The organism is Microcoleus sp. S1D4 (genome assembly GCF_036700765.1).
Taxonomy (GTDB): domain Bacteria; phylum Cyanobacteriota; class Cyanobacteriia; order Cyanobacteriales; family Microcoleaceae; genus Microcoleus.
The window spans coordinates 144,171-165,803 of the sequence record NZ_JAUBPP010000006.1 but is presented as its reverse complement, the minus strand read 5'-3'; the positions used below and the strand labels follow the sequence as shown (position 1 = coordinate 165,803).

The following is a 21,633-nucleotide window of genomic DNA, read 5'->3' as shown; positions in this document are numbered from 1 at the left end:
GGGAGCCCGTGTGGCTCCTTATTTTTTTACCTTACCATTCTCTCAAAGCTTTGTCCTGTTTAGACTAGAAGTGCCTTGTCACCCGCTAAGCGACGCAGCAAGCGGCTGATATCTTGAATGTATCGCGACCATTTCTTGTGAATTTGCTAGATGAAGGAGCAATTCCTTATATCAAAGTAGGTTCCCATCGGCGGATTCGATTTAAGGATTTAATCATTTATCAAGAACAGCGAAAAGTGATGCGTCGCCAAGGACTTAAGGAATTAACTCAATTTCTTCAAGAGGAAGGATTTTACGAAGCAGGAATACACGATATAGCTCAAAATTAAGGATGATGAACTATGAAAGACGATCGCATCAATATTTTTTACAGCAACCAAAATGAAGGCTACATTGCTGATATTCCTGATTTAAAATACTGTTCAGCTTTTGGCGAAACCCCAGAATCAGCTTTGCAGGAAGTACAGATTGCTAAAACAGCATGGCTTGAAGCTGCAAAAGCTACGGGAAAACCCATTCCCGAACCAAAATATCGACCTGCAATATATCAACTTACGACTTGAAAAACATCGCACAAATCCACCTTACTGCATCCGATCGATCGTCCGATACTGCACCGCCTCTCCCACATGATTGGTTTTCAAACTTTCATCCCCCGACAAATCAGCAATAGTCCTAGCAACCTTCAAAATTCGATCGCTAGCCCGCGCCGAAAGCCCCAATTTCCGAATCGCCATCTCCAATAAATTCCGCGAAGCATCATCCAACTGACACCATTGGTTAATGTGACTGCTTTGCATCTCCGCATTACAGCGCAAACTAGATTCCGACTGAAAACGGCGAGTTGCGAGCTCTCGCGCCCGCTGCACCCTCACCCGCACAGGTTCCGACTCCTCCCCCGTCGGCTGTCGCGTAATCTCCTCCGGTTTCAAACGATTAACCGCCACCTGCAAATCAATCCTATCCATCAAAGGCCCCGAAAGTTTTGCCCAATATTGCTCTCGCTTTTGCGGCGAACAAGTACACTGTTGGATCGAGTCGCCGTAATAACCGCAAGCGCAAGGATTTGTACTAGCAACTAAAGTGAATTGTGCCGGAAACATCACCGATTGTCTAGTTCGAGAAATAGTCACATACCCATCTTCCAGCGGTTGTCGCAAAAACTCCAAAACATCTCTTTTAAACTCAGTTAATTCATCGAGAAAAAGTATGCCGCGATGTGCTAAAGAAATTTCACCCGGACGCGGAAAACTGCCGCCACCTACCAAAGAAGGGCCGGATGCCGAATGGTGAGGACTGCGAAAAGGCCGATCGCTCACCAGCATTCCCTTATCCTTCAACAACCCCGCCACCGAATGAATTTGAGTCACATCCAAAGCTTCATCAAAAGTCAGCGGCGGCAAAATACCAGGCAAACGTCTCGCCAGCATCGTCTTACCGCTCCCTGGCGGCCCCACAAAAATCAAATTGTGTCCCCCCGCAGCCGCAATTTCCAAAGCCCGCCGCGCGTGAATTTGCCCCTTTACATCCTTTAAATCTAGACCCGAAAATCGCGTTTTTGCTAACTCTTCTTTACCGTTTACTTGTACCGGCGAATAAACTTGAGGATTGTTCAAAAAATCAGTAACTGCAAAAATATTTTCAAAACCATAAACAGATATTCCGTGCATCAAAGCCGCTTCTTGCGCGTTACCAGCCGGTACAACTAATCCTGAAATACCCATTTTGGCAGCAGCAGCGGCGATCGGCAACACCCCAGACACAGCCCGCAAACTTCCATCTAAGGACAGTTCGCCCAAAAACAAATAATCTCCCAAAAGTTCAGCGCTGACTTGTTCCGACGCTGCCAAAATGCCAATGGCGATCGGCAAATCAAAGCTCGGCCCTTCCTTCCGCAAATCCGCCGGAGTTAAATTTATCACAATACTCCGCATCGGAAAAGCATAACCCGAATTTTTTAGCGTAGCCTTAACCCTTTCTTTAGCTTCTTGCACCGCCGAATCAGGCAACCCCACCACCACAATTTTCGGCAGCCCCCCCGACACATCAGCCTCCACACCCACCTTTACCGCGTCAATGCCTACGATCGATGCACTCCAAACCCTAGCAAGCATTTTTCTCGATCCCTAATTTGCCTGTCTTTGATTCATCATATATTATGATTAACAATGACTAATGAATATCGGAAGAAGCAAGAAAAACTTTTCCTTGCCTCTTCCTTTTCTCTTTTTGCTCCTCTGCTGCTGAGTCTTCCCCCTTCCCTCTTCGCCTTCCGCCTTCTGCCTTTCGCCTTCTGCCTTCCCTCTTGGGCCTTGCCACTTCTTCCGTCTTCCGTCTTCCGTCTTCCGTCTTCCGTCTTCCGTCTTCCTTCTTCCGTCTTCCTTCTTCCCTCTTCCCTCCTCCTTCCTCCCATCCGTTACATCCCGTACATTGCTCGTTGCCGAACTTCCTTCTTTAACACCCATGACAACTCAAGAAACGCTTTTCAGCAAAATCATCCGCAAAGAGATTCCAGCAGACATCGTTTATGAGGACGACTTGGCCCTCGCCTTCAGAGATATCAATCCCCAAGCGCCAGTCCACATCCTCGTCATTCCCAAAAAACCTATTCCCAAATTAGCCGATGCCGAATCGGGAGACCAGGATTTGATGGGACACCTGCTGCTGACTGTCAAGCGGGTAGCAGAACAAGAGGGCCTGTCCAACGGCTATCGCGTCGCGATCAATACCGGTAATGACGGCGGCCAAACTGTAGACCACCTCCACCTTCACATTCTCGGCGGACGGCAGATGAACTGGCCCCCCGGCTAAGGGTTAATTTTGCAGGCCCAATTTACGAACTCATCTTCAGAAACCCGGTTGATTGCGATTAGCGCCTCAGAAACCGGGTTTTTTGGTCAACAAATTTTTGCTGCATATTGATGCGAGTCTGTCAACCGCAGATGTCAGGCCGATCGACACAGATGCGGCGCAGATAATTTTAAAATGGTTTTGGCATGAATGCAAGCAGTCTATTGAGAATGTAGTTCGATCGCAACTTCCCCCTCGACTTGGCCACCAGTGAAGTCACCCCGGTAGCAACGATTGCTCCTTCAATCAACAGCTAAAATTAGCTTTTTGTTTGAGCAAATATAACTTAAGAGACTTATTTATCATCTTATTTCCGCTGCAACGCTCGCAATCAAAATGCTTCGTAGTGAGGACTTTACTCCTGGTAATGGATGCGGACTGAAGTCCTCACTACAAACAGTTAATTGACCGGACGTGATATATTAATTAAGAATTATTATATTTGGCGATCGTCAAAGTGGCAATATTTAACCGGCTTAAGTTTGAAAAACTCGCCCTTGGGAAATCTCAAGTATTAGCTTGGGCGATCGCATTTTTCAGCGGCATTTTGATGGCATTGACAACAGCACCATTCAATGCTTGGCCGTTAGCCTGGATTGCATTAGTTCCGCTGTGGGTTATGGTTGTCAGTTATGAACGACCAATAATCACAGAAAAAAAACAAAAAGTTCTTTCTTCTTCCTTATTCCTGATTCCTGATTCCTTATTCCTTCTTCCTTCTCTCTGGGGAATTGGCTATCACGGATTAGCCCTATCTTGGATTATGGGAATACACCCCATGACTTGGTTGGGAGTTCCTTGGTGGCCCAGTCTGGCGATCGCACTTTTTTGCTGGACATTCATCACCCTTTGGGGAGCCGCATTAGTCACCGTTTGGGCGTGGCTATTTGTAATTCTCAACTCCCTCACTTTCCCCTGCAAAAATCCTATTATTATTCTCAAATCCCCCCCTTTACAAGGGGTGGCTGGGGGGAGTAAAACTCAATTTTTAGCATTAACCCGCGTTTTAATTGGCACAGCTTTGTGGTGCGCCTTAGAAAGTATTTGGAGTACAGGTTCGCTGTGGTGGACATCACTATCATACACCCAAAGCCCGCACAACTTACCAATATTGCACCTCGGTCAACTCTCCGGCCCCGCTGCAGTAACAGCCGCCATTGTAGCAGTAAATGGCTTAATTGCCGAAGCTTTTATTGAAGGAAGAAGGAAGAAGGAAGAAGGAAGTTCGGCAACGAGCAATGTACGGGATGTAACGGATGAGAGGAAGGAGGAGGGAAGAAAGAAGAAGGGAGAAGGAAGACGGAAGAAGTGGGTTGCTTATATTTTGCCTGCGGGTTTGTTTTTAGTTTTGCATATTGTCGGCTGGAGTTTATACAATCGCCCCTTAATTCAAGAAGCCGGAACAGCATTAAAAATTGGGATTATTCAAGGCAATATTCCTAACGAAATTAAGTTTGACTCAGGGGGCTGGCGGCGCGCTTTGGAAGGTTACACCGCTGGATACAAAGAGTTAGCAGACAGAAAAGTTGATGCTGTGTTAATTCCAGAGACCGCTTTGCCTTTTATCTGGACAAACGAGTATCAGCGTTCCACTCTTTCCTTTTATCAAGCTATTCTCGAACGCGGTGTAGTGGCTTGGGTTGGAGGATTTGGACAAGAAGAAAACGGTCTGACTAATAGCTTATTGGCGATCGATCGCACTGGAGCAATTGTCGGCCGCTACGATAAACTAAAGCTAGTACCTTTAGGCGAATACATCCCTTTTTACGAAATCTTAGGCGGGATTATAAATCGGCTGTCGCCCTTAGATGCTCGTTTAGTACCAGGAAACTCAAAACAATTATTTGATACGCCATTTGGTCGCGCCATCGTCGGAATTTGTTACGATTCCGCCTTTGCTGAAAATTTCCGATACCAAGCAGCACAGGGAGGCGAATTTATGATTACAGCTTCCAACAATGCCCATTACAAACCGCCGATGCTGGCTCAACATCACGCCCTCGATGTGATGCGTGCAATTGAAACAGATAGATGGGCAGTTATCGCAACTAATACGGGGTACTCTGCTTTTGTAAATCCTCACGGCGAGACGATTTGGAAATCTCGACTCAATACCTACGAAGTCCGAGATACTACTATTTATCGGCGAAAAACTCGGACTTTGTACGTGCGCTGGGGAGATTGGCTGACACCTTTATTATTAGTTTTAGCTGGGTTGATGCGGTTGATTGTTAGAAATTAATCTTCGTAAAGGGTGTGCTGGTGGGGTGGGGGCGGGTTTATTGAATCTGTCTGCACTGTCAGGATTATTGGTGAACTCGCCCCTACAGTTCACTCGTTGCTAAGGTGCGTCGCTCACTCAATTATCATTTTTTTCGGTAATTTTCAATAGCGACGCACCCTACAGTTACTAACAACTAATAACTGAGGGCGGGCACGCACCATCCACCGCCCTACCAATAACAACTAACAACTAATGACTAATGACTAATGACTTTACTTATCTTTCACCTGTTTGTGAACGCTAGGAGATAAAGAAATTAAATCGTCCATATTGCGCTGCATGGCAGCACAAATATTGTCCAAAGGCAAATCATTGTCATCGTGGCCGAAGGGATTTTCTATCTCAATGCCGATTTCTTCGATGCCGAACAAAGTAAAACTAATTAAAGCCACAACAGGGCCGGTTCCCCAAGTCAAGTCCTTCACCATTTGAAAGGGTAGTGCCAAACAGTAAATCAACAATAGCTGCTTCAGGTGAATTGTGTAAGCCAAAGGGATAGGTGTCTTCAAAATCCGCTCGCAGCCACCTAATACATTAATCATGGAGCTGAGCAACTCCTTCATAGCAGTTAACTGATATACATCAAGGCAATTTCGCTCGTACTGATTGTGCAAATAATCCTCAATCCAAAAGGCAATTTCTAGCGGTGGATTGTTCATCAACTTGAGCTTTTGATACTGCGATGGGGACATCAACGGCTCCAATTCTGGATTTACTGATTCTTGCCGCAAGTGCAGTTTCATCGATACTGCAAAGGCAGGCAACAGGCGCAGGGCTGACTTTTTGGTGGTGTTATCCTGCAGGTCTTTTTCCTCAATTGCTACCCAGATTTGGCGCGCTAAATTGCGGACGTTGTTGACTAAGGTTCCCCACATTTTCCGACCTTCCCAAAATCGCTCGTAGGCCGTGTTTGTCCGAAAAACTAACAGTAAACCCAGCACAATACTCGGTACAATACTAGATAAAATGGGCAAGGAAACCGGCCATTTCAAAAAGTGCAGCAGGGAAATAAAAAGTCCAAAGCCACCGCACAGTAAAACCCGGGGCCAAATTGAGGGAATGACGGAGCCGCGAAGCTGTAATGCAATTTTAAACCAAGACGGTCGATCGACATTCATGCAATTCTCCTCATAAAATTAAATCACTCATCTGCGCCCACAGTCTATTTTCGATTGGCGATTGACAAGGGCAGGTGCAATCTGGGGGTTGGAACTTTGGTCTAAAATTGGGGCTTTTCACAACTTCTATAGGGCGCTGGTATCCCTATTGGGGTGCGGTGAGAGCTTCCGAAAAAAGCTTTCCTACAAACAACCTTTGGATTTTACCCAAAAAATTCATCTTTAGGATCGATCTAAAATCTAAAATCTAAAATCTAAAATCTAAAATTGATTGACTGATGCACTTAATTAGGTAAGATTGGTTGTGTATCTTTAATATCTCAGCTTCCGTGCAAGAGCTACCGACATCTTTGCCCCCGAATTCTCCCCGATTGCCCAACCAACGGTGGCAAATTTATGCGCCTCAACCGCAGCAAGCCGAACAGTTTGCCGCCGAAATCGGTTTGTCGTCTTTGCTAGCACAGGTACTGATTAACCGAGGTATCGATTCTGTTGAAGAAGTGCAAGGGTTTATCGAACCGGAATCTCTGGTTTTGCCCGCGCCAATGGATGAGTTTCCCGATTTGGCTGCGAGTGTCAAATTGTTGCGGGAGGCGATTTCGGGAGGGCAGAAAATTGCGATTTGCGGCGATTACGATGCTGACGGGATGACGAGCACGGCTTTGTTGCTGCGAGCTCTCAGGAGTTTGGGCGCAAATGTGGATTATGCTATTCCCAGCCGGATGCGAGAAGGTTACGGGATTAACGATCGCATTGTAGAAGAATTTCACGCTGAAGGTGTCGCTCTGATTCTGACAGTTGACAACGGGATTGCAGCCTATGGGCCCGTTGCCAGAGCGCGAGAACTCGGTGTTAAAGTTATTATTACAGACCACCACGATTTGCCACCAAAACTACCGCCGGCGGATGCTATTCTCAACCCGAAATTAATTGCGGAATCTTCCCCTTATCGCGGCTTGGCTGGGGTAGGTGTTGCCTATGTTTTGGCGATTACTTTAGCTCAAGATTTGAATAAAGTTGGTGGGTTAGTAAATCCGCTGCTGGAGTTATTTACTTTGGGAACTATTGCGGATTTAGCTCCTTTGACTGGGGTTAATCGCCGCTGGGTAAAGCGGGGTTTGCGACTGTTGCCTCACTCGCAATTGGCGGGGGTTCAAGCTTTGATTCAGGTGGCGGGAGTACAGGCGGGAAGTGCGGAAACTTTACCTCTTTTTAATTCAAAAAGTCAAGCTAATAATACATTAAAGCCTGAAGATATTGGTTTTCGGCTGGGCCCGCGGATTAATGCTGTGGGGCGGCTGGCTGACCCTCAAATTGTGATCGAGTTGCTGACGACGGACGATCGCGAATTGGCACTCAAAAACGCGATGCAGTGCGAACAAATCAATCAGCGCCGGCAGGAGTTGTGTCAGGAAATTGAGCAGGAAGCGATTGCTTGGTGCGAGAAAAGTGATCTCGATTTGCAGCAGGAACGGGTGTTAGTTGTGGTGCAACCCGGTTGGCACCACGGGGTGATCGGAATTGTGGCTTCTCGGTTGCTGGAACGTTACGGCGTACCCGTTTTTATCGGTACTTTTGAGGATGAGGGTGGCGAAAAGGCTAATATCATCCGGGGTTCGGCGAGGGGAATTCCTGAATTTAATGTATTTGACGGGCTGAATTTTTGCGCTGATTTGTTAACTAAATTTGGCGGACATAAAGCGGCTGGCGGTTTTTCTATGCCGGCCCAGAATCTCGAACAATTTCGCCATCAACTGTCAGTTTTTGCCAATCAATGTTTGCAGCCAGAACACCTCAAACCGCTGGTTTCTGTAGATGTGCGAGCGGATTTGGCTGAGATTAATCTCGATCTTTACCGACAAATTGATGCTTTGGAACCTTGCGGAATTGAAAATAAAGCTCCTGTATTTTGGACGGCTAATGTTTGCATTGCGGAACAGAAAATTGTGGGTAAAGGAGGCCACGTTAAACTAACTGCAACTCAAGATGAAAAAGGCTCGCCTAGTGTGAAGGGGATTGCTTGGCGTTGGGGGGAATATTTTCCTTTGCCTCGGCGGGTTGATATTGCTTACCGATTGCGGGAAAATAGTTTTAAGGGCAAGACATCGGTTGAGTTAGAATTGTTGGGTGTCCGCTTGCCTGCTAGTGCTGCTAGTTCGAGGCCGCCGATGTTTGGAAAAGTTGAGTTTGATTATTGCGATCGCACTTATTCTTGCAGTCTGTCTCCCGCCGGTTCTCAAGAGGAGTTGAGAATTCGCAACTCTCAAGGGCAAGTTTTGGCTGTTGCACCCGGACAAAACATCGGTTTGTTGGGCAACTCCCGCCTCGATGCTAGAGAAGTCGATGTATCTTTACCTTTTTTTGAGAATTTGATTCAAACTGCTAAACACGCCCTCGGTATTTGATTTAGCGGTTGTCATTTAATAACTCAAACATCTGCCACACTTCTCTTTTTCTAGAAGTCGCCGGTAAAGAAAGGCTCTTTCCCGCCTATCTACATTACTTTGGCTCGAACTGTTGCGATCGAGCTTAAATTTTAGATGCGATCGCAGTTCGATCTCTCAAAGGAGATACTCACCGATCCCTCATCTCATGTCGGATTGATTACTCTAACAAAAACGGTTTGTAGTGCGCCCGACACTCCTTTGTTTAAGAGCCGACGGTCGTCCGCACTACGAACCTGTTGGAAGAGCGGACGGTCGTCCGCACTACGAACCTGACGCGCGTGTGGTTAATTGAGCGGACATGATATCAATCCTTCAATGCCCCAATCTCAAATCGAAAAATGGAAAATCTCAAATCGATTGCCGATCGAGCTTTGGGAATGAGTGCATCACATTTAAAACCAAAACTCCCAACTCTCGATCGCCACCTAGCGTGCTATAATTACAGGTCGCCGCCTTTAGCGGCCAATAGAAAAATCACGATCGGGCCCGAAAGCACGACTGCTGCGAGTAAAGCTACTTGAACAATGAGTTGGTAGTTTACACCGTCGAGGCCGCTGAAAAGATCGGTTATAAAGTCCATGTGTCCTCCTGACTGTAGTTATTAAGTCTAGATTGTTCAATTAGAAAATCCGCTTCTGATTTTACCGGGCTATTGTCCCTATTTTTTAAGGAAGTTTACAAAATTCAACAAAATGTAAAGAACGATCGACCTCCCAGCGATCGCGCATTCCGGTCAAAAACTCCTCTATTGCTCGATAGGGGAAGAGAATCCGAGAGGAACTAATGAACGAGCGATCGAGTAAACCAGGATTTTGTACGCATCCGAAGCCGGGACTTTCCCGCCTCCGGCGCTGGCACTTGATATACTACCAAAAGCTGAAATATTCTGGGGTTTCCGATTTTCCCGCTAGCGGGCCCAATCTAAAATCTCAAACTTGTAGGCCTCCGTCGCAGTATCTAAACTCTAAAACTTGTACACTCGCGACTTGTCCGCTGGCCTAGCCGAAGCAAGCCGAAGAATCTAAAATCTAAAATCTAAAATCTAAAATCTAAAATCGAACTATGGCGAATTGGCGTTGCGTAAAACAATGCGGTGCTTGTTGTTACCTAGAACCAACAGAGCGCCCTGACTTAGACGAGTATTTGTCTGCTGAGGAATTAGAGCTATATTTGGGCTTGGTCGGAGATGACGGTTGGTGTATCAATTTTGACAGAACTACGCGAGAATGCGGAATATACGCCGATCGACCGCGCTTTTGTCGGGTAGACTCTGAGGTGTTTGAGGAGATGTACGGGATTGAGCCGGCCGAGTTGAACGATTTCGCGATCGAGTGCTGCAAGGAGCACATTGAAGACCTTTATGGCGATCGATCTTTGGAGATGATCCGCTTCAACTCAGAAGTGGGAATTCTCGCCTTACCCGGTAATTAACCGACTTGAAGCTTCTTTGGGCTTGGTATGTCCCGATCGTTTTTGGCGATTGGCATTTCAATCTCAAATCCTTCGACGCTCGCCGAACCTCTCGCGCCGGAGTCTAAAATCTAAAATAGAACGATCGTCTGGCGGTTTCTCCAGCCGATAGTGTCAACCGCATCAGCATGAGTCCCGCAGTCTAACGGTACTCCGTTGAGTGACCGGAGGAATGCGCGTGAGGCGTACCCGCTAAACAAATGATCTACAAACATTTTTTCAACAGGTGATACAATCTTGTCATGAAACAAGTCCTGACAGTATCTTGCAAGCTCCAAGTAACGCCTGAGCAGTCCATCAAAATTGATGCAACCTGTAAGGCCTTCGCTAACGCTTGTGAATATGTGAATCAAACTGTACCGCCAACTCTGACAAATGAATTGGCAATGCAATCCTTGGTATATCACAATGTCAGAGCTCAGTTTGGACTTTCGGCGCAGTTGGCAATCCACGCTATTAGGCGGGTTTCTGGCAACAGAAAAACAGCTAAAAAAGATGGGAAATCGGTAAATAAATTTGCTCCTACTAGCGTCACTTACGATGCTCGTATCTTTTCTTTTAGGGAAAAAGATTGGACAGTAAGTTTAACTACTACTGGTGGTAGGGAACGGTTTGCACTGGCTATCGGAAACTACCAACTTGGATTGCTAAAAGGTCAAAAACCCAAGACTGCTACTTTGTGCAAACGCTCTTATGGTAGTTACTATCTTAATATTCAGCTTGAATCTCAACCAGCCGAGCCTCCACCAAGCAATCAAATTTTGGGTTGTGATTTGGGTAGGACTGATATTGCAGTTACTTCTGATGGAGATACATTTAGCGGTAAACAAATTACCCAAGTTAGAAATCATTATGCCAAGTTGAGAGCGCATCTCCAACGCAAAGCCACGAAAGGCACGCGGAGTTCTCGGCGCAGATGTCGAGAATTGTTGAAACGGTTATCGGGCAAGGAAAAACGCTTTCAAACCTTGGTAAATCACACTATCAGTCACCGTATCGTAACTAAAGCTCAAAACAAAAATCAAGTTATCGCTTTGGAAGATTTGACGGCAATTAGGGAACGCACAAATCAGCAGCCGCGCTCGAAAAAAGAGCGAAGACTTAGCAATAGCTGGGCCTTCTTTCAGTTGCGTCAATTCCTAATCTACAAAGCTATAAAGCATAGCGTCAAGATTTTGTTTGTCGAGCCTAGATACACCAGTCAAATGTGCCACAAGTGCAATCACATTCATCCTGTACGGGGTGAATCTTATAGGAACGGCAAAAAGTTTGCTTGTGGTCATTGTGGATGGAAAGGTGATTCCGACTTAAACGGCAGTAAAAATATTGCTGCTATTGGGGCTTTCGTAAATAAGCCCGAAGGTTCGAGATTGTTTTGCAATTTGCAAGATCGTCGAGCGGGCTATTGAAAGCCCACACTGTACCTGTACTCAGGTCAGTGCTGGGTAATTTACAATAAATAAATTACGGAAATATCGCGCAGTTGAGTTGAGCCATGAGCAATCGAGAAGGTTTTACAGGGGGATTCATTGCCGGAGCCGCAGTTGGTGGCTTGGTGGGCGCAGTTTTCGGCGCTTTGCTGTCGCGGCGCGCTGCAGAAGCTTTGCTGAGTGAACCTTCAGAAGCAGAGGTAAGAAAGATCCGCCAGAAAAAAGCCAGCCAACTCGAAGCCGAAGGGATGGAAGTAGCAAGGCTGAGTTTGGAAGATAAAATTGCCCAGCTAAATCAGACCATCGATGACGTGCGGCTGCAACTAGGCGATGTCAACGGGAATGGGCCAGCGCACAGCAGCGAGGGTTCGATCGCCCCAGACTCCTGAGTCAATTTAAAATTGTAGATTAGTATGCCAGTTGCATCCGGGCGATCGACTTTCACGGGGGAGTGATTCGCTCGCACAGCACGAAGCCAGAGACAAACACCAGCGAGCCGGAAAATCGCACTCCCAAACAACATTTTTACCAAATCGGGATGCTCCCACCCTCGCCCGCTCCCCCAGCTATGCTAAGCTTAAAGTTGAAGCGTCTGTAAACTTTACTCAAACTTCCACCAGAATATATGAGTTATTCCATAGGTCTTTTGGCAACCACGCTGTCCACATTTCTGCAAATCTATACATTCCTAATGATTGCTAGGGTGCTCTTAAGCTGGTTCCCCAACATCAATTGGTACGATCCCCCGTTTTCGATTTTGAGTCAGCTTACAGATCCTTACCTAAATCTGTTCCGATCGATTATTCCACCCCTAGGAGGGATTGACTTTTCGCCGCTGATTGCATTCTTTTTACTTCAGTTTGGCTCCGAATTCTTGATCGGTCTTTTAACCAGCTTGCAAACAGCCTTGTAGTTAAAAAAGCTTAATTTGTTAAGCAGCAAGCGTAAATTGTTTGGCAGACGTAGCTGCAGGCAACTAAATTTTAGATTTGACCTTCTTAGATGAACTCCCCGGTTGAAAAGCTGGGGAGTTCTTCGTTGTAAATTAGAAATTAGAAATTGCCAGCCACTCAACAATCTAAAATCTACAAGCAAAAATCGAAAACTTCATCGCAATTTCAGGGTAGCCAACCCAAAAGTTCAAATAGTTTTGTTAGCGGCGAACCACGCCAGTAAAACCTGTAGCTTTAAATTGCTTGAGCTTCAAAGGTGTTCGCTGATTGCTGGACACCGAAATTCTGATCTGAAAATCGCTAACTCCGGGAGGAACTTCTGCGATGGAACCCAAGCGAGTTCGGTTTTGCATCACCGGATTTTCATCTGCATCATAAATGCGGCCGAAAATATCGGCATTGACAACAGGTTTACCGCTACTATTTTCCGCTTTTCCAGTAATCAAAAAGCAGTTAGCTTCCATAGAACTGCCGCTAGTGACTGTTCCTTCTGCCATTTCGGCAGGACATTCGCGATAAGAAAGATCTGAAAGTTTGATCTGTGTCAGAGCCCAAGCGGGCGGAGTGTATACCAAACTAAAAATTGCGATCGCGCAAGTAGCAAAAAAAAGACTGATAGCTCGAAATTTCATAAATTGCAGCGCAAGTATATTTTAATTCCCAGCTTAGCGCGAATTCACGATCTAATTTTCAACATCTTTAGGGAAACAGCACTGCGCGGTTTCCCTACCGCCACACAAATAGCATCAGTCTAAGCCTAAATGCTGCCGCAGGGCTTGGCGCATCACATCGACTGGAACTGATTCTGTGTCCAGCCAAATTTTCAAGGCGGCTGCTCCTTGTTGAACGAGCATTTCGAGTCCGTCAATAGCTAGCGCCCCTCTTTGCTGTGCATCTTTGAGAAACTGAGTCGGATTCGGGGTGTAAATTAGATCGTAGGCGATCGCACCTGCTGCCAGTCGATCGAGCGCAGCAGCAGAAACCGGCGACTTTTCCCCGTGCGGGTGCATCCCCACAGGAGTCGTATTCACCAGCAAATCCGCCTGCGAAATTAACATTGACAAATTCTCCCAAGTATGCACCTGCAAATTTTGCATCGGCATCGGAGAATTTACCCAACTCTGCTGAAATTCCGCTAAATTTTGGGCGCTGCGCCCGACAACGTGAATCTCGGCACATCCCAATTGAGCGCATCCAGCCACAACAGCCCTCGCCGCCCCGCCATTCCCCAAAATTACCGCTACTTTCTGACTCCAATCGGAACCACCCCTAGCCCCCCCTTGGTAAGGGGGGGGACTGGAGCCCACAGCCGTATCGTCGTTTTCTAAGGGAGAAATCACGTCTTTAGCCCCCCCTTCGTAAGGAGAGTTTGGGAGGGGTTGCAGTGGCGCGAGAAAGCCTTCTACGTCAGTATTTGTGCCACACCAGCCTTTGTCAGTTCGGTAGACGGTATTGACTGCGCCGATCGCCCGGGCGATCGGCGAAACTTCCGACAGCAGCGGTAAGATGGCTTGTTTGTGCGGAATCGTGATGCTAAATCCCCGAAGGTCGATCGCCGCAAATCCTGCAAGCGCAGCCTTTAAATCCTCTGGTTTTACCGGAAATGGGAGATAAACAAAATCGACTCCCAAGTGAGCAATAGCAGCATTGTGCATCGCCGGCGACAGAGAATGTGTGACGGGATGACCGATTACTCCGAGCAGTTTAGTAGTGCCTTGAATCATAGTAGTTTGAGGTGGAAGGAAGTTCGGCAACCGATTGTTTTAACCGATTTAACCGATGGCTTTTGATGGAAGCAGAAAAGAAGAATCAAGAATGATTTTGATAGCGCTATTATACATTTTTTGGTAATTGCTCAACCAGGAAAAAAAGGGAGCCATTAGTAGGGAGCGCTGGTTGAACAGATCGATCGGCAGTTTAACCCAAACCTTTGCCAGTATTGACAACTGAACGTACCGCTGCTTTCCCCATCCCGGATTCATTCGAAACCGAAGCTCTTAGCCACGCGACCAAATATTACACTCATCAGAATCGCCAGTTCACTCTGATTATTCCTGGGTGGAATTATCGCATCTTCCAGAAATATAACTACATTGTCAATCAGCCAATCCTAGGCTTTTCGTAAGCAGATATCACCTTTATTTTCTAGCGCTCAATTTAAAATTCCGGTTAATCTTTCCTGTAAATTTTCTCGATAACTCTTGAGTCTAGTCTCGTCCATTTTTTATCGCCATCTATGGACGATCAAAACCCTTACTTAATAATCACCTCTTCATCCCTAGGGGAAAAATTCTGTCCCCAAAATCAATAGTATATTCCCAATCCCCCAATCTATCGGCACTCACACACTTTCCATTGTGGTGCTGAATATTTTTTTTTGAGCGCAAGATAATTTTCACACCCAGATATCACGACGAAAATATTTTGAATAGGCGCAACAGTTAATAACATTAACTCCAAATAAATGCGACTTCGATAGAAAAGGGTTGCGTGCTGCAACCCTCCTAACAGTCTATTTCCTAAATATCTTTGTCACCCGCCCAGAAATTATATATGAAATTGCGATCGTACTTATAACTTGAACTAATCAGAGACCCTGCTATAGCCAGTGATTGGGATACGTCCTTTCTTCCGCTAAATTATTAAATATCACGGCGCACAAGACTAAGATCATCGATCCTTCAAAAGCAGGTGTTAGCAAAAATTGCCAGTCTGGTTTGGTCATCATGACGACTAACGCAACTGCTCCCGAAGGCGGATGTAGAGTGCCGGTCATCTGCATAATGCCGATCGCACTAGAAACTGCTATGCCCATCGCAAAGGGAGAAGAACCGAAAAAATGCAGAATTATTAAACTGACTAAAGCAGCTAAGAAATTGCCCCCAATCACATTCCGGGGTTGAGCCAAGGGGCTGTCAGGCACACCAAAGATTAGAACGCTTGTAGCGCCAAACGGAGCCATTAGTAAAGGAGAATTAGTTTTTACAGCAAGATAGGACGTTGCGGTAATTGCCAAAAAACTGCCAATCCAACTCCAAACAATATGTCGGTGATGAGGTCTTTCTATGGGGCAGGTCAATGCACACGATTGCCATCTACCAAGGATTTTAAACCAATATCTTTCCCATTGCAGCAGGATTTTTTTAGGGTCAACCATAAACGTTATTTGATAACCGGGCGTTTTAAATTGTTTGAGCCAGCCTCTACTAAAGTTAACATACCATAACAATTCGTAAAAAAGTAGTTAAACGCACAGATTTTTTTACTTCTATGCAATTTGAGCCGCAGCTCGCAACTCGGTTGGAACGGACTAGCAAGTTTTCTCGGTGCAACATACGTTACCGGCCACGGCAAAACTTCACCCGTAGCCCTCCGAGTGCTCTGGGTAAAACGAGAGGTTATTTGTCAGGTGCGATACCGAGTAAGCATGAATTGACAGATCGCACCCACGCTTTGGAGCGGCCTCTGGTTTAGCCGTGCGATCGCCCTTTTCCGGTTAGCGCGATCGCACCCACGCTTTGGAGCGGCCTCTAGTTTAGCCGTGCGATCGCCCTTTTCCGGTCATTCCTGATAAGTTAAGACACTGGCTGCATTTGTCAATCAGTAATAATACTTAAAAGAACTGTCGATCGACAAATGAAGTGTCAAGAATCCCCGCACATAAGCGGGCGGGGAGTATATCAAACCTTGATTCAGCAACGGCATTAATTAGCGTTATGAGTATTTGACAAATCAAAGCTGTTTCGCCACATCTTCAGTTTCGCGAAACTCCTTTGCATCCGCCAAAATCGGATTGACATCAAACCAGTAATCCTCACCGTAACGGTATTCAAACACCCAGAGACTGCGTAACAAAATTTGGTATTTAGTTTCCCCGCTGACAGTTTTGGTAGCGGATACTTGGCGCAGTAAATTCCACTCATCAGCTTCGATCGCCAAAGTAAGCTGGTGGCGGCGCTGGACAATCACATTTTCCAAAGTTTCCCGCGACAGAGGAGGGTCTTGTTTTTGCAGACAGCTATACAAAAGTTGCAGCAAATTGCGGACATGGCCCCCGCTAACTCGACACAGGCGATCGAGAGTTTCAGCAGAATCGAAAATTTTGTCAACCAAAGCATAGCGCCCAGATGGTTCCACCGTCGGAAAAGCCCGCGCCAGAACCATCTGTCGCAGCAATTCCACACCCTCAGAGCACTCAGAACCGTCGCTCAACTGCACCGGCACCATCGGCAAAACCTTCGGATCTACCCCAAAGCGATTGGTCAATTGACCCAAATCGTTAGAGAAAATCAGCACCAAAGGAATTGTATACACGATGTGGCAATTTAGTCTTGCCAACTGTTCCCCGCGATCGACAAACAGATATTCCGGCTGCAAGCGCCCCGTCGGTTTCGCGCACAGATGTATGCGATCGAGATTGTCGATAATTACCACAAGTCCCTGTTTCCCTTGGCGTTTCAGTTCTTGATTGGCCGGTTCGAGCAACTCCTTATTCAGTGCTTCTAAAATTACATTAGTTCGCGGCTCCAAATATTGCCGCAACTCCGATCGCAAATTCGGAGCATCTTTCGCCTTAGCCGTAATTTTGCCAATTCCCAGCGCCAGAGAAAATTCTCCCTCAGTGCTAGCATTTATTTCCCCAAAACCAGGGATATTAGCTTCAGCCCTCAAATCTATTTGAGTTTGAAAAACATCAGCAACCCCTTTCAGCAAAGCTTTAAAACCCGTTGGTTGCAGCTTAATTTGCATTTTTTCAATGCTTTCGCTCACCTGACGGGCAACGCTCAGCAAAATGTCAGTAATATCCACATCAGCCATGTCTAAGTCTTTACTAGACTCAAAATAAACAACATGAAATCCTTGCTGCTGCAATTGTGCTTGCAGCCGCAGCAATTCTGTTGATTTACCAGAGCCGATGTGACCGGTGAATAATTGACAGGTAGGCACGTCCGGGGATAGACGGCTGATGGTACGCTCCAATTGTTCTACGATTGTGCCGCCCCGCACTGAAGAGAAATCGATATAGTATTGTCGGTCTTGTTGATTTGCTACTGCCAGGGTGTAGCTGGGATTGCAAGCTTTATAAAATTTCTGTAAATTTAGTTCCATACCCTGTTCTCTGTTTGATAATATTATGCCTTAATAACTTCTTCATTTAACTGTTGTACTAATCCGAACAATTTGCCAGTTGATTTTAATGTTTTATTGGGCGATAAATATTTAGATGTATAGCGGAAACCGCCATCAAAACTCCTACTTAAATACAGTTGGTTCAAGCGTTAGGACTTTAGTCCTGTAGTTTTCAAGAAAACTCAAGCGATCACTACAAACAGGTTCCGCGAATTTGTATATTAAAATCAAAGACGAAGAATGGACGGTAATGTTCTCGAAAGAGGGTATTTTATTACGGTTAACCGAATCGATTTGCATTGCATATATCTTTTATATCGTTTCCGACTGCATCGTCAGGTGATAAATTAGAGGGCAATTCATGAATGATTTTTACCAGTCGCCACCTATCTCGGCGGAATTTTCAGTTGTTCGATTCACAGTCAACAGTCAACAGTCAACAGTCAACAGTCAACATCATGAGGAGTGCAACCGGAATTGATATTATTTATAGGTCAACCGCAGATGCTAAGCAGATAAACACAGATAATAATTCGCGATCGGAAATCGATATTTAAGAGCAATTAACTCTAATCCTCAAACCCTCACCCACGGTCAACAATCGCATTTGGCTGGCGTTCAGAAAATCAGAAAAACAACAGCCAAAAATAAAACAGATACTCGAATTGTACCAACTTCAATAAATTAATGCGCGATCGCGCTTCCCTCTCCTCCCTCTCCTTCCTCACTCTGCGCCCTCTGCGCCCTCTGCGGTAAAAAAACTCCAAACTATACAACAAACAAAAAAAGGGCTGGTAACTACACCAGCCCCTCAACTAATTTGAGACATTAAATTACAACTAATTTAAGATCTCAAACCTCAAATCAGTCTAACTTCTGTCGATCGCTGCTACCGGCTCAAAACTCGGAACCACAACATCAGCATTCTGCTTAGTCAACTGGTTGTACAGCCTTTCAGTATTCGGGAAATTAGCAGCAGGGAGAGTCGGGAAGCGGCGGTAAGGAACAGTATCCTCGCCAAACGCTTCAGCATATTCAACGCTGTTCAACATCGCGTTGATAAAGCCCTTAATCCCTTGGCTTGCCAAGATTTGGTTGTACGTCCGAATCTCCGCTTGATTGCGAGGAGCGCGGCCCAAGAAGTGCTTCGTTCCCAACTCAATCACCTTAGTGTTGGGATAAGGTGCGTAGAACTGTTTCACGTACAGCGACGAGCAACCCAAAGCCTCAATAAACTCTTTGAGATTGATTTCATTGTTGCCCAGTTTGCTTTCCAGCGCCGTGAATTCATTCTTCACAACATACGGATGGATGTCGCGCTCAAAAACTTGACGGTAAGCAGCTTGAATTAAAGTTTTCAAAGCTACCTTGTCCGAAGTAGTCGTCAGCTTGAACACCTTAGTTTGTTCGCGCCGCTTGCTGACACCTTGAGCAATCCGAGTTTGTAACTCGATATCGCCCGGAGAGCTGGCAGTACCAAGTTCAACAAACCGAGGTGTTTCTGTCGCCGTCTCAAGGTTGACCTTTTTCTCACCAAAGGAGCCTGTACGCATCGTCCGCATCGACAAACCAGCCGGAGTCACGTAGCGCTCGTAGGGGACTGTATCTTCCCCGAAAGCTTCGTTGTACTCCATGCTGTCCATGATGCCATCGACAAGCGCGTAGAAACCCTTCTTGGCGCAAATGTCAAAGTAAGCGTTCATTTCCTGGCGGCCGTAGGTAGGGCGTCCCAGGAGTCGGCGGTGGATGTACTCGATCGCCTTACAAACGTACAGCTTGCTCCAGTACATATTGCGGAACACGTCAGACTTCGCCAACATCCGAATAAACTCGCGCATCGGAATGTCGCCGTTTTCCAGCTTAATTTCCGCCACCTTTTGGCGCTGGCCGTCGAACACATCGCGACCGAACACTTGCAGGTAAGCAGCCCGAATCACCGCTTGGGTGGAGCTTTCGGTATATTTGACACTAGAAGCACTGCTGTAGCCGCTAGAGACACCGCGAGTTGATTTTTTCGGAGATGTGTAACCACCGGGGAGCTGGTCTAATTTAAAGACCTTGGGGCCGAGAGAGCCTGGAGCCTTACCCCTGGCATCCGGGTTGCTCAATTGGTTTTCAATACCAGCACCTTGACGGATCAGGATGCGTCGGGTGTCTTTGCCGAAGGGAGCCGGACGGCTCTTGGGGTTGCGAGTTTCTTTCGGGAAAATCGCGCCGAACTGAATTTCTAAGGGGTCATTACCAACACCGTAAACGTGCTGGTCTGGTAGCGGCTGGGTGTAGCCAGCAAACAAGGTGATGAACTGAGGAACTTTGCGGAACGGAGCGCTGAAATTGAACAGATCAATTTGTGGGCCCCAGTTGCGGCATTCCTGAGCTTCCTGGCCCAAACCGCGCAGGTAAGGAACTGTTTCTTCGCCGAAGTAGTCGGAATATTCCTGGGAATAAACCATTGCGTCTACGAGGCCTGCGAGGCCGCTTTTGGTGACGATCGCAAAATACTTGCTAAATTCCTCCCGCGAGCTCAAACCGCGGCCCAGGAAGTGGCGGGCTGCCAGTTCTACAGCGCGGCTGTTGACAAACGGCTCGTAGAATTGCTGGCGGTACAGAGGAGATGTACCCAAACGGCGGATAAACTCTTTCATCGAGATTTCGCCGTTTTTGACCTTAGATTCCAGGTCAGAAATGCTTTGGCTGTAAGCGCGGGTAATGTCGCGCTCGAATACTTGGCGGTAAGCTGCTTTGACTATTTCTTGCTTTTCGCTTGACGACAGACCGGTTTTCATCGCGAATTTCGATCGTCTCTCGGCTGCGTTGAAGTAGATTTGAGGCAGTTGCAGCCCTTGCTGGTCGTTGGTTTCCCGCTGGCGCACCTTGTCTGAGGGTGTCGGAGCTTTGAATTCGGTAATTGCTACGTCGAAATACTGTGCGACGATCGTGCGTCCGGCCTCATCATTCTTGAAATAACCCAAGGATGCAGCCTTCATTTCCTGCATTGCCACAATTGTAGCCGCGGAAGAGCAAGCATTTTCGATAATTTCCCGCAATCCGCGCACGTTCACCGAAATAATGTTCGGGTCGCCTGCGACGATCGCGTAGGTGATGTAGCGCAAAAACCAGCTCAAATCCCGCAGAGATTTGGTCATGTTGCTCGGGCCGTAGCGCGAGACATTAATCGGCCCAAATCCAGCAGGAACTGGGCCGCCACCGCCACCGTTGCTCGAAAACAGATTTCCCAAGCCCAACAATCCGCCACCTGAACCAGAGCCGTTGCCGTTGCCGCCGCCACCCGCGCGACCTTCAACGTAGGTAACAGTTCCCAGTTTCATGCCATCAGAGACATTAACCGAGCCGCCACGAGCCGCACCAGCCATTGCCATCACAGGTTCTGCCGGTCTTTCCAAAAATGCCAGTGGGGAACCGCCGACAAAAATTCGGTTGGCGGCCCGAGACACTATCAGTTCTGAGTTTCTCGTCAGCGTCTCAGAAATTGCGATCCTCATCGCACCGGAACTGAAATAAGTTGCCAGTTCGCTAAGTTCGCCCCGCTGTAGGAAGCGGTCTTGCTGTTCTGCTTGCGAAATCGTTGCGACCGGTACAGTTTGATATAGTTGCGGACGCGCAACTGAGCTTCCACCACTTGCTTTTACAGTCATTAGACTCCTTCGCTCCCTATCTAAATCGTTACAGCATTTACCCAGACTAACCTTGCCTTCTCATGCAAGTACAACTAGGTATTTTGCTTTGTTTACTTTTTGCCTTCACCTTTGAAGAGGTTGGGGCGCTTACTTTCTTAGATTAAAATGTTTTGGTTTCATCTTTCGTTCTGCCGGGAAATGTCCGACCCGAAGACAGGCACGCGGCACTTCCTCCGCCCTTGCTTTGCCCCTAGACCCCCGGCAAAAATTATTTGCAGGAAAGCTCGCGAGCGGGCGATCGCAGCAACTGCCG

At 46.8% G+C, this 21,633-nt stretch carries 17 protein-coding genes and 1 pseudogene; 9 read left to right on the top strand and 9 right to left on the bottom strand.

Features of this window, described 5'->3' with window-relative positions; translation table 11 throughout:
* Window positions 1-104: 104 nt before the first annotated feature.
* Window positions 105-329: pseudogene (locus QT998_RS09045) on the top strand (helix-turn-helix domain-containing protein); the annotation flags it as partial.
* Window positions 330-341: 12 nt separating this feature from the next.
* Window positions 342-563, top strand: coding sequence for a type II toxin-antitoxin system HicB family antitoxin (locus QT998_RS09040; protein ID WP_333088009.1), 222 nt, complete (start codon window positions 342-344; stop codon window positions 561-563).
* A gap of 21 nt (window positions 564-584) precedes the next feature.
* On the opposite strand, the gene QT998_RS09035 is transcribed toward QT998_RS09040, so the two are convergent.
* Window positions 585-2,114, bottom strand: a complete 1,530-nt coding sequence (locus QT998_RS09035; RefSeq protein WP_333113898.1) for a YifB family Mg chelatase-like AAA ATPase — start codon at window positions 2,112-2,114, stop codon at window positions 585-587.
* Between the two features lie 48 nt (window positions 2,115-2,162).
* Window positions 2,163-2,465 (bottom strand): hypothetical protein, encoded by a 303-nt coding sequence (locus tag QT998_RS09030; protein ID WP_333113896.1) that lies wholly within the window; start codon window positions 2,463-2,465, stop codon window positions 2,163-2,165.
* Between QT998_RS09030 and QT998_RS09025 the strand changes: the two genes are divergently transcribed.
* Entirely contained in the window at window positions 2,464-2,811 is a 348-nt protein-coding gene (locus QT998_RS09025; RefSeq protein ID WP_194071011.1) for a histidine triad nucleotide-binding protein, read from the top strand. The two genes, QT998_RS09030 and QT998_RS09025, sit on opposite strands and share 2 nt — an antisense overlap.
* A gap of 496 nt (window positions 2,812-3,307) precedes the next feature.
* Window positions 3,308-5,092 (top strand): apolipoprotein N-acyltransferase, encoded by a 1,785-nt coding sequence (lnt, locus tag QT998_RS09020; protein WP_442921953.1) that lies wholly within the window; start codon window positions 3,308-3,310, stop codon window positions 5,090-5,092.
* 254 nt (window positions 5,093-5,346) lie between these two features.
* Here lnt and QT998_RS09015 read toward each other — a convergent pair whose 3' ends face one another.
* The gene (locus tag QT998_RS09015; RefSeq protein ID WP_333113894.1) at window positions 5,347-6,252 is read right to left on the bottom strand and encodes a bestrophin family protein; all 906 of its coding nucleotides are present in this window, start codon (window positions 6,250-6,252) and stop codon (window positions 5,347-5,349) included.
* Between the two features lie 329 nt (window positions 6,253-6,581).
* Between QT998_RS09015 and recJ the strand changes: the two genes are divergently transcribed.
* Window positions 6,582-8,657 carry a single-stranded-DNA-specific exonuclease RecJ gene (gene recJ / locus QT998_RS09010; RefSeq protein ID WP_333113893.1) on the top strand — a complete coding sequence of 692 codons (2,076 nt, stop codon included), beginning with the start codon at window positions 6,582-6,584 and terminating at the stop codon, window positions 8,655-8,657.
* A gap of 481 nt (window positions 8,658-9,138) precedes the next feature.
* On the opposite strand, the gene psb30 is transcribed toward recJ, so the two are convergent.
* Entirely contained in the window at window positions 9,139-9,279 is a 141-nt protein-coding gene (psb30, locus tag QT998_RS09005) for a photosystem II reaction center protein Ycf12/Psb30 (protein ID WP_106149210.1), read from the bottom strand.
* Between the two features lie 482 nt (window positions 9,280-9,761).
* Between psb30 and QT998_RS09000 the strand changes: the two genes are divergently transcribed.
* From QT998_RS09000 to QT998_RS08985, 4 genes are all read left to right on the top strand, one after another.
* Window positions 9,762-10,130 (top strand): YkgJ family cysteine cluster protein, encoded by a 369-nt coding sequence (locus QT998_RS09000; protein ID WP_333087996.1) that lies wholly within the window; start codon window positions 9,762-9,764, stop codon window positions 10,128-10,130.
* Between the two features lie 281 nt (window positions 10,131-10,411).
* Window positions 10,412-11,578 carry an RNA-guided endonuclease InsQ/TnpB family protein gene (locus tag QT998_RS08995; protein WP_333113891.1) on the top strand — a complete coding sequence of 389 codons (1,167 nt, stop codon included), beginning with the start codon at window positions 10,412-10,414 and terminating at the stop codon, window positions 11,576-11,578.
* Window positions 11,579-11,664: 86 nt separating this feature from the next.
* Window positions 11,665-11,988: a hypothetical protein gene (locus QT998_RS08990; protein ID WP_333087993.1), complete on the top strand. Its 324-nt coding sequence runs from the start codon at window positions 11,665-11,667 to the stop codon at window positions 11,986-11,988.
* A gap of 236 nt (window positions 11,989-12,224) precedes the next feature.
* Complete coding sequence (locus QT998_RS08985) at window positions 12,225-12,512, top strand: YggT family protein (protein WP_194012794.1); 288 nt, start codon at window positions 12,225-12,227, stop codon at window positions 12,510-12,512.
* Between the two features lie 240 nt (window positions 12,513-12,752).
* Here the strand turns inward: QT998_RS08985 and QT998_RS08980 are convergent, their stop codons facing one another.
* The 5 genes from QT998_RS08980 to QT998_RS08960 all read right to left on the bottom strand — a co-directional run bounded on the left by QT998_RS08980 (window position 12,753) and on the right by QT998_RS08960 (window position 21,338).
* Window positions 12,753-13,184: a hypothetical protein gene (locus tag QT998_RS08980; protein WP_333087990.1), complete on the bottom strand. Its 432-nt coding sequence runs from the start codon at window positions 13,182-13,184 to the stop codon at window positions 12,753-12,755.
* A 114-nt stretch (window positions 13,185-13,298) separates the two neighbouring features.
* A complete protein-coding gene (locus QT998_RS08975) occupies window positions 13,299-14,276 on the bottom strand; it encodes a shikimate dehydrogenase (protein WP_333113889.1) in 978 nt (325 codons plus the stop codon).
* An 875-nt stretch (window positions 14,277-15,151) separates the two neighbouring features.
* Complete coding sequence (locus tag QT998_RS08970) at window positions 15,152-15,709, bottom strand: HPP family protein (RefSeq protein WP_194070990.1); 558 nt, start codon at window positions 15,707-15,709, stop codon at window positions 15,152-15,154.
* A 575-nt stretch (window positions 15,710-16,284) separates the two neighbouring features.
* On the bottom strand, window positions 16,285-17,661 hold the full coding sequence (locus QT998_RS08965) for a P-loop NTPase fold protein (protein WP_333113887.1): 1,377 nt from the start codon (window positions 17,659-17,661) through the stop codon (window positions 16,285-16,287).
* An 890-nt stretch (window positions 17,662-18,551) separates the two neighbouring features.
* Window positions 18,552-21,338 carry a phycobilisome rod-core linker polypeptide gene (locus QT998_RS08960; RefSeq protein ID WP_333113885.1) on the bottom strand — a complete coding sequence of 929 codons (2,787 nt, stop codon included), beginning with the start codon at window positions 21,336-21,338 and terminating at the stop codon, window positions 18,552-18,554.
* Window positions 21,339-21,633 lie beyond the last annotated feature (295 nt).

Bases quoted from the DNA above. Each gene is read 5' to 3' on its own strand.
- QT998_RS09000 (WP_333087996.1), top strand. From the start codon at position 9,762: ATGGCGAATTGGCGTTGCGTAAAACAATGCGGTGCTTGTTGTTACCTA.
- QT998_RS09015 (WP_333113894.1), bottom strand. From the start codon at position 6,252: ATGAATGTCGATCGACCGTCTTGGTTTAAAATTGCATTACAGCTTCGC.
- QT998_RS08975 (WP_333113889.1), bottom strand. From the start codon at position 14,276: ATGATTCAAGGCACTACTAAACTGCTCGGAGTAATCGGTCATCCCGTC.
- QT998_RS09040 (WP_333088009.1), top strand. From the start codon at position 342: ATGAAAGACGATCGCATCAATATTTTTTACAGCAACCAAAATGAAGGC.
- QT998_RS08980 (WP_333087990.1), bottom strand. From the start codon at position 13,184: ATGAAATTTCGAGCTATCAGTCTTTTTTTTGCTACTTGCGCGATCGCA.
- QT998_RS08965 (WP_333113887.1), bottom strand. From the start codon at position 17,661: ATGGAACTAAATTTACAGAAATTTTATAAAGCTTGCAATCCCAGCTAC.
- QT998_RS08990 (WP_333087993.1), top strand. From the start codon at position 11,665: ATGAGCAATCGAGAAGGTTTTACAGGGGGATTCATTGCCGGAGCCGCA.
- QT998_RS08970 (WP_194070990.1), bottom strand. From the start codon at position 15,709: ATGGTTGACCCTAAAAAAATCCTGCTGCAATGGGAAAGATATTGGTTT.
- QT998_RS08985 (WP_194012794.1), top strand. From the start codon at position 12,225: ATGAGTTATTCCATAGGTCTTTTGGCAACCACGCTGTCCACATTTCTG.
- QT998_RS08995 (WP_333113891.1), top strand. From the start codon at position 10,412: ATGAAACAAGTCCTGACAGTATCTTGCAAGCTCCAAGTAACGCCTGAG.
- QT998_RS09025 (WP_194071011.1), top strand. From the start codon at position 2,464: ATGACAACTCAAGAAACGCTTTTCAGCAAAATCATCCGCAAAGAGATT.
- QT998_RS09030 (WP_333113896.1), bottom strand. From the start codon at position 2,465: ATGGGTGTTAAAGAAGGAAGTTCGGCAACGAGCAATGTACGGGATGTA.
- QT998_RS08960 (WP_333113885.1), bottom strand. From the start codon at position 21,338: ATGACTGTAAAAGCAAGTGGTGGAAGCTCAGTTGCGCGTCCGCAACTA.
- QT998_RS09035 (WP_333113898.1), bottom strand. From the start codon at position 2,114: ATGCTTGCTAGGGTTTGGAGTGCATCGATCGTAGGCATTGACGCGGTA.
- psb30 (WP_106149210.1), bottom strand. From the start codon at position 9,279: ATGGACTTTATAACCGATCTTTTCAGCGGCCTCGACGGTGTAAACTAC.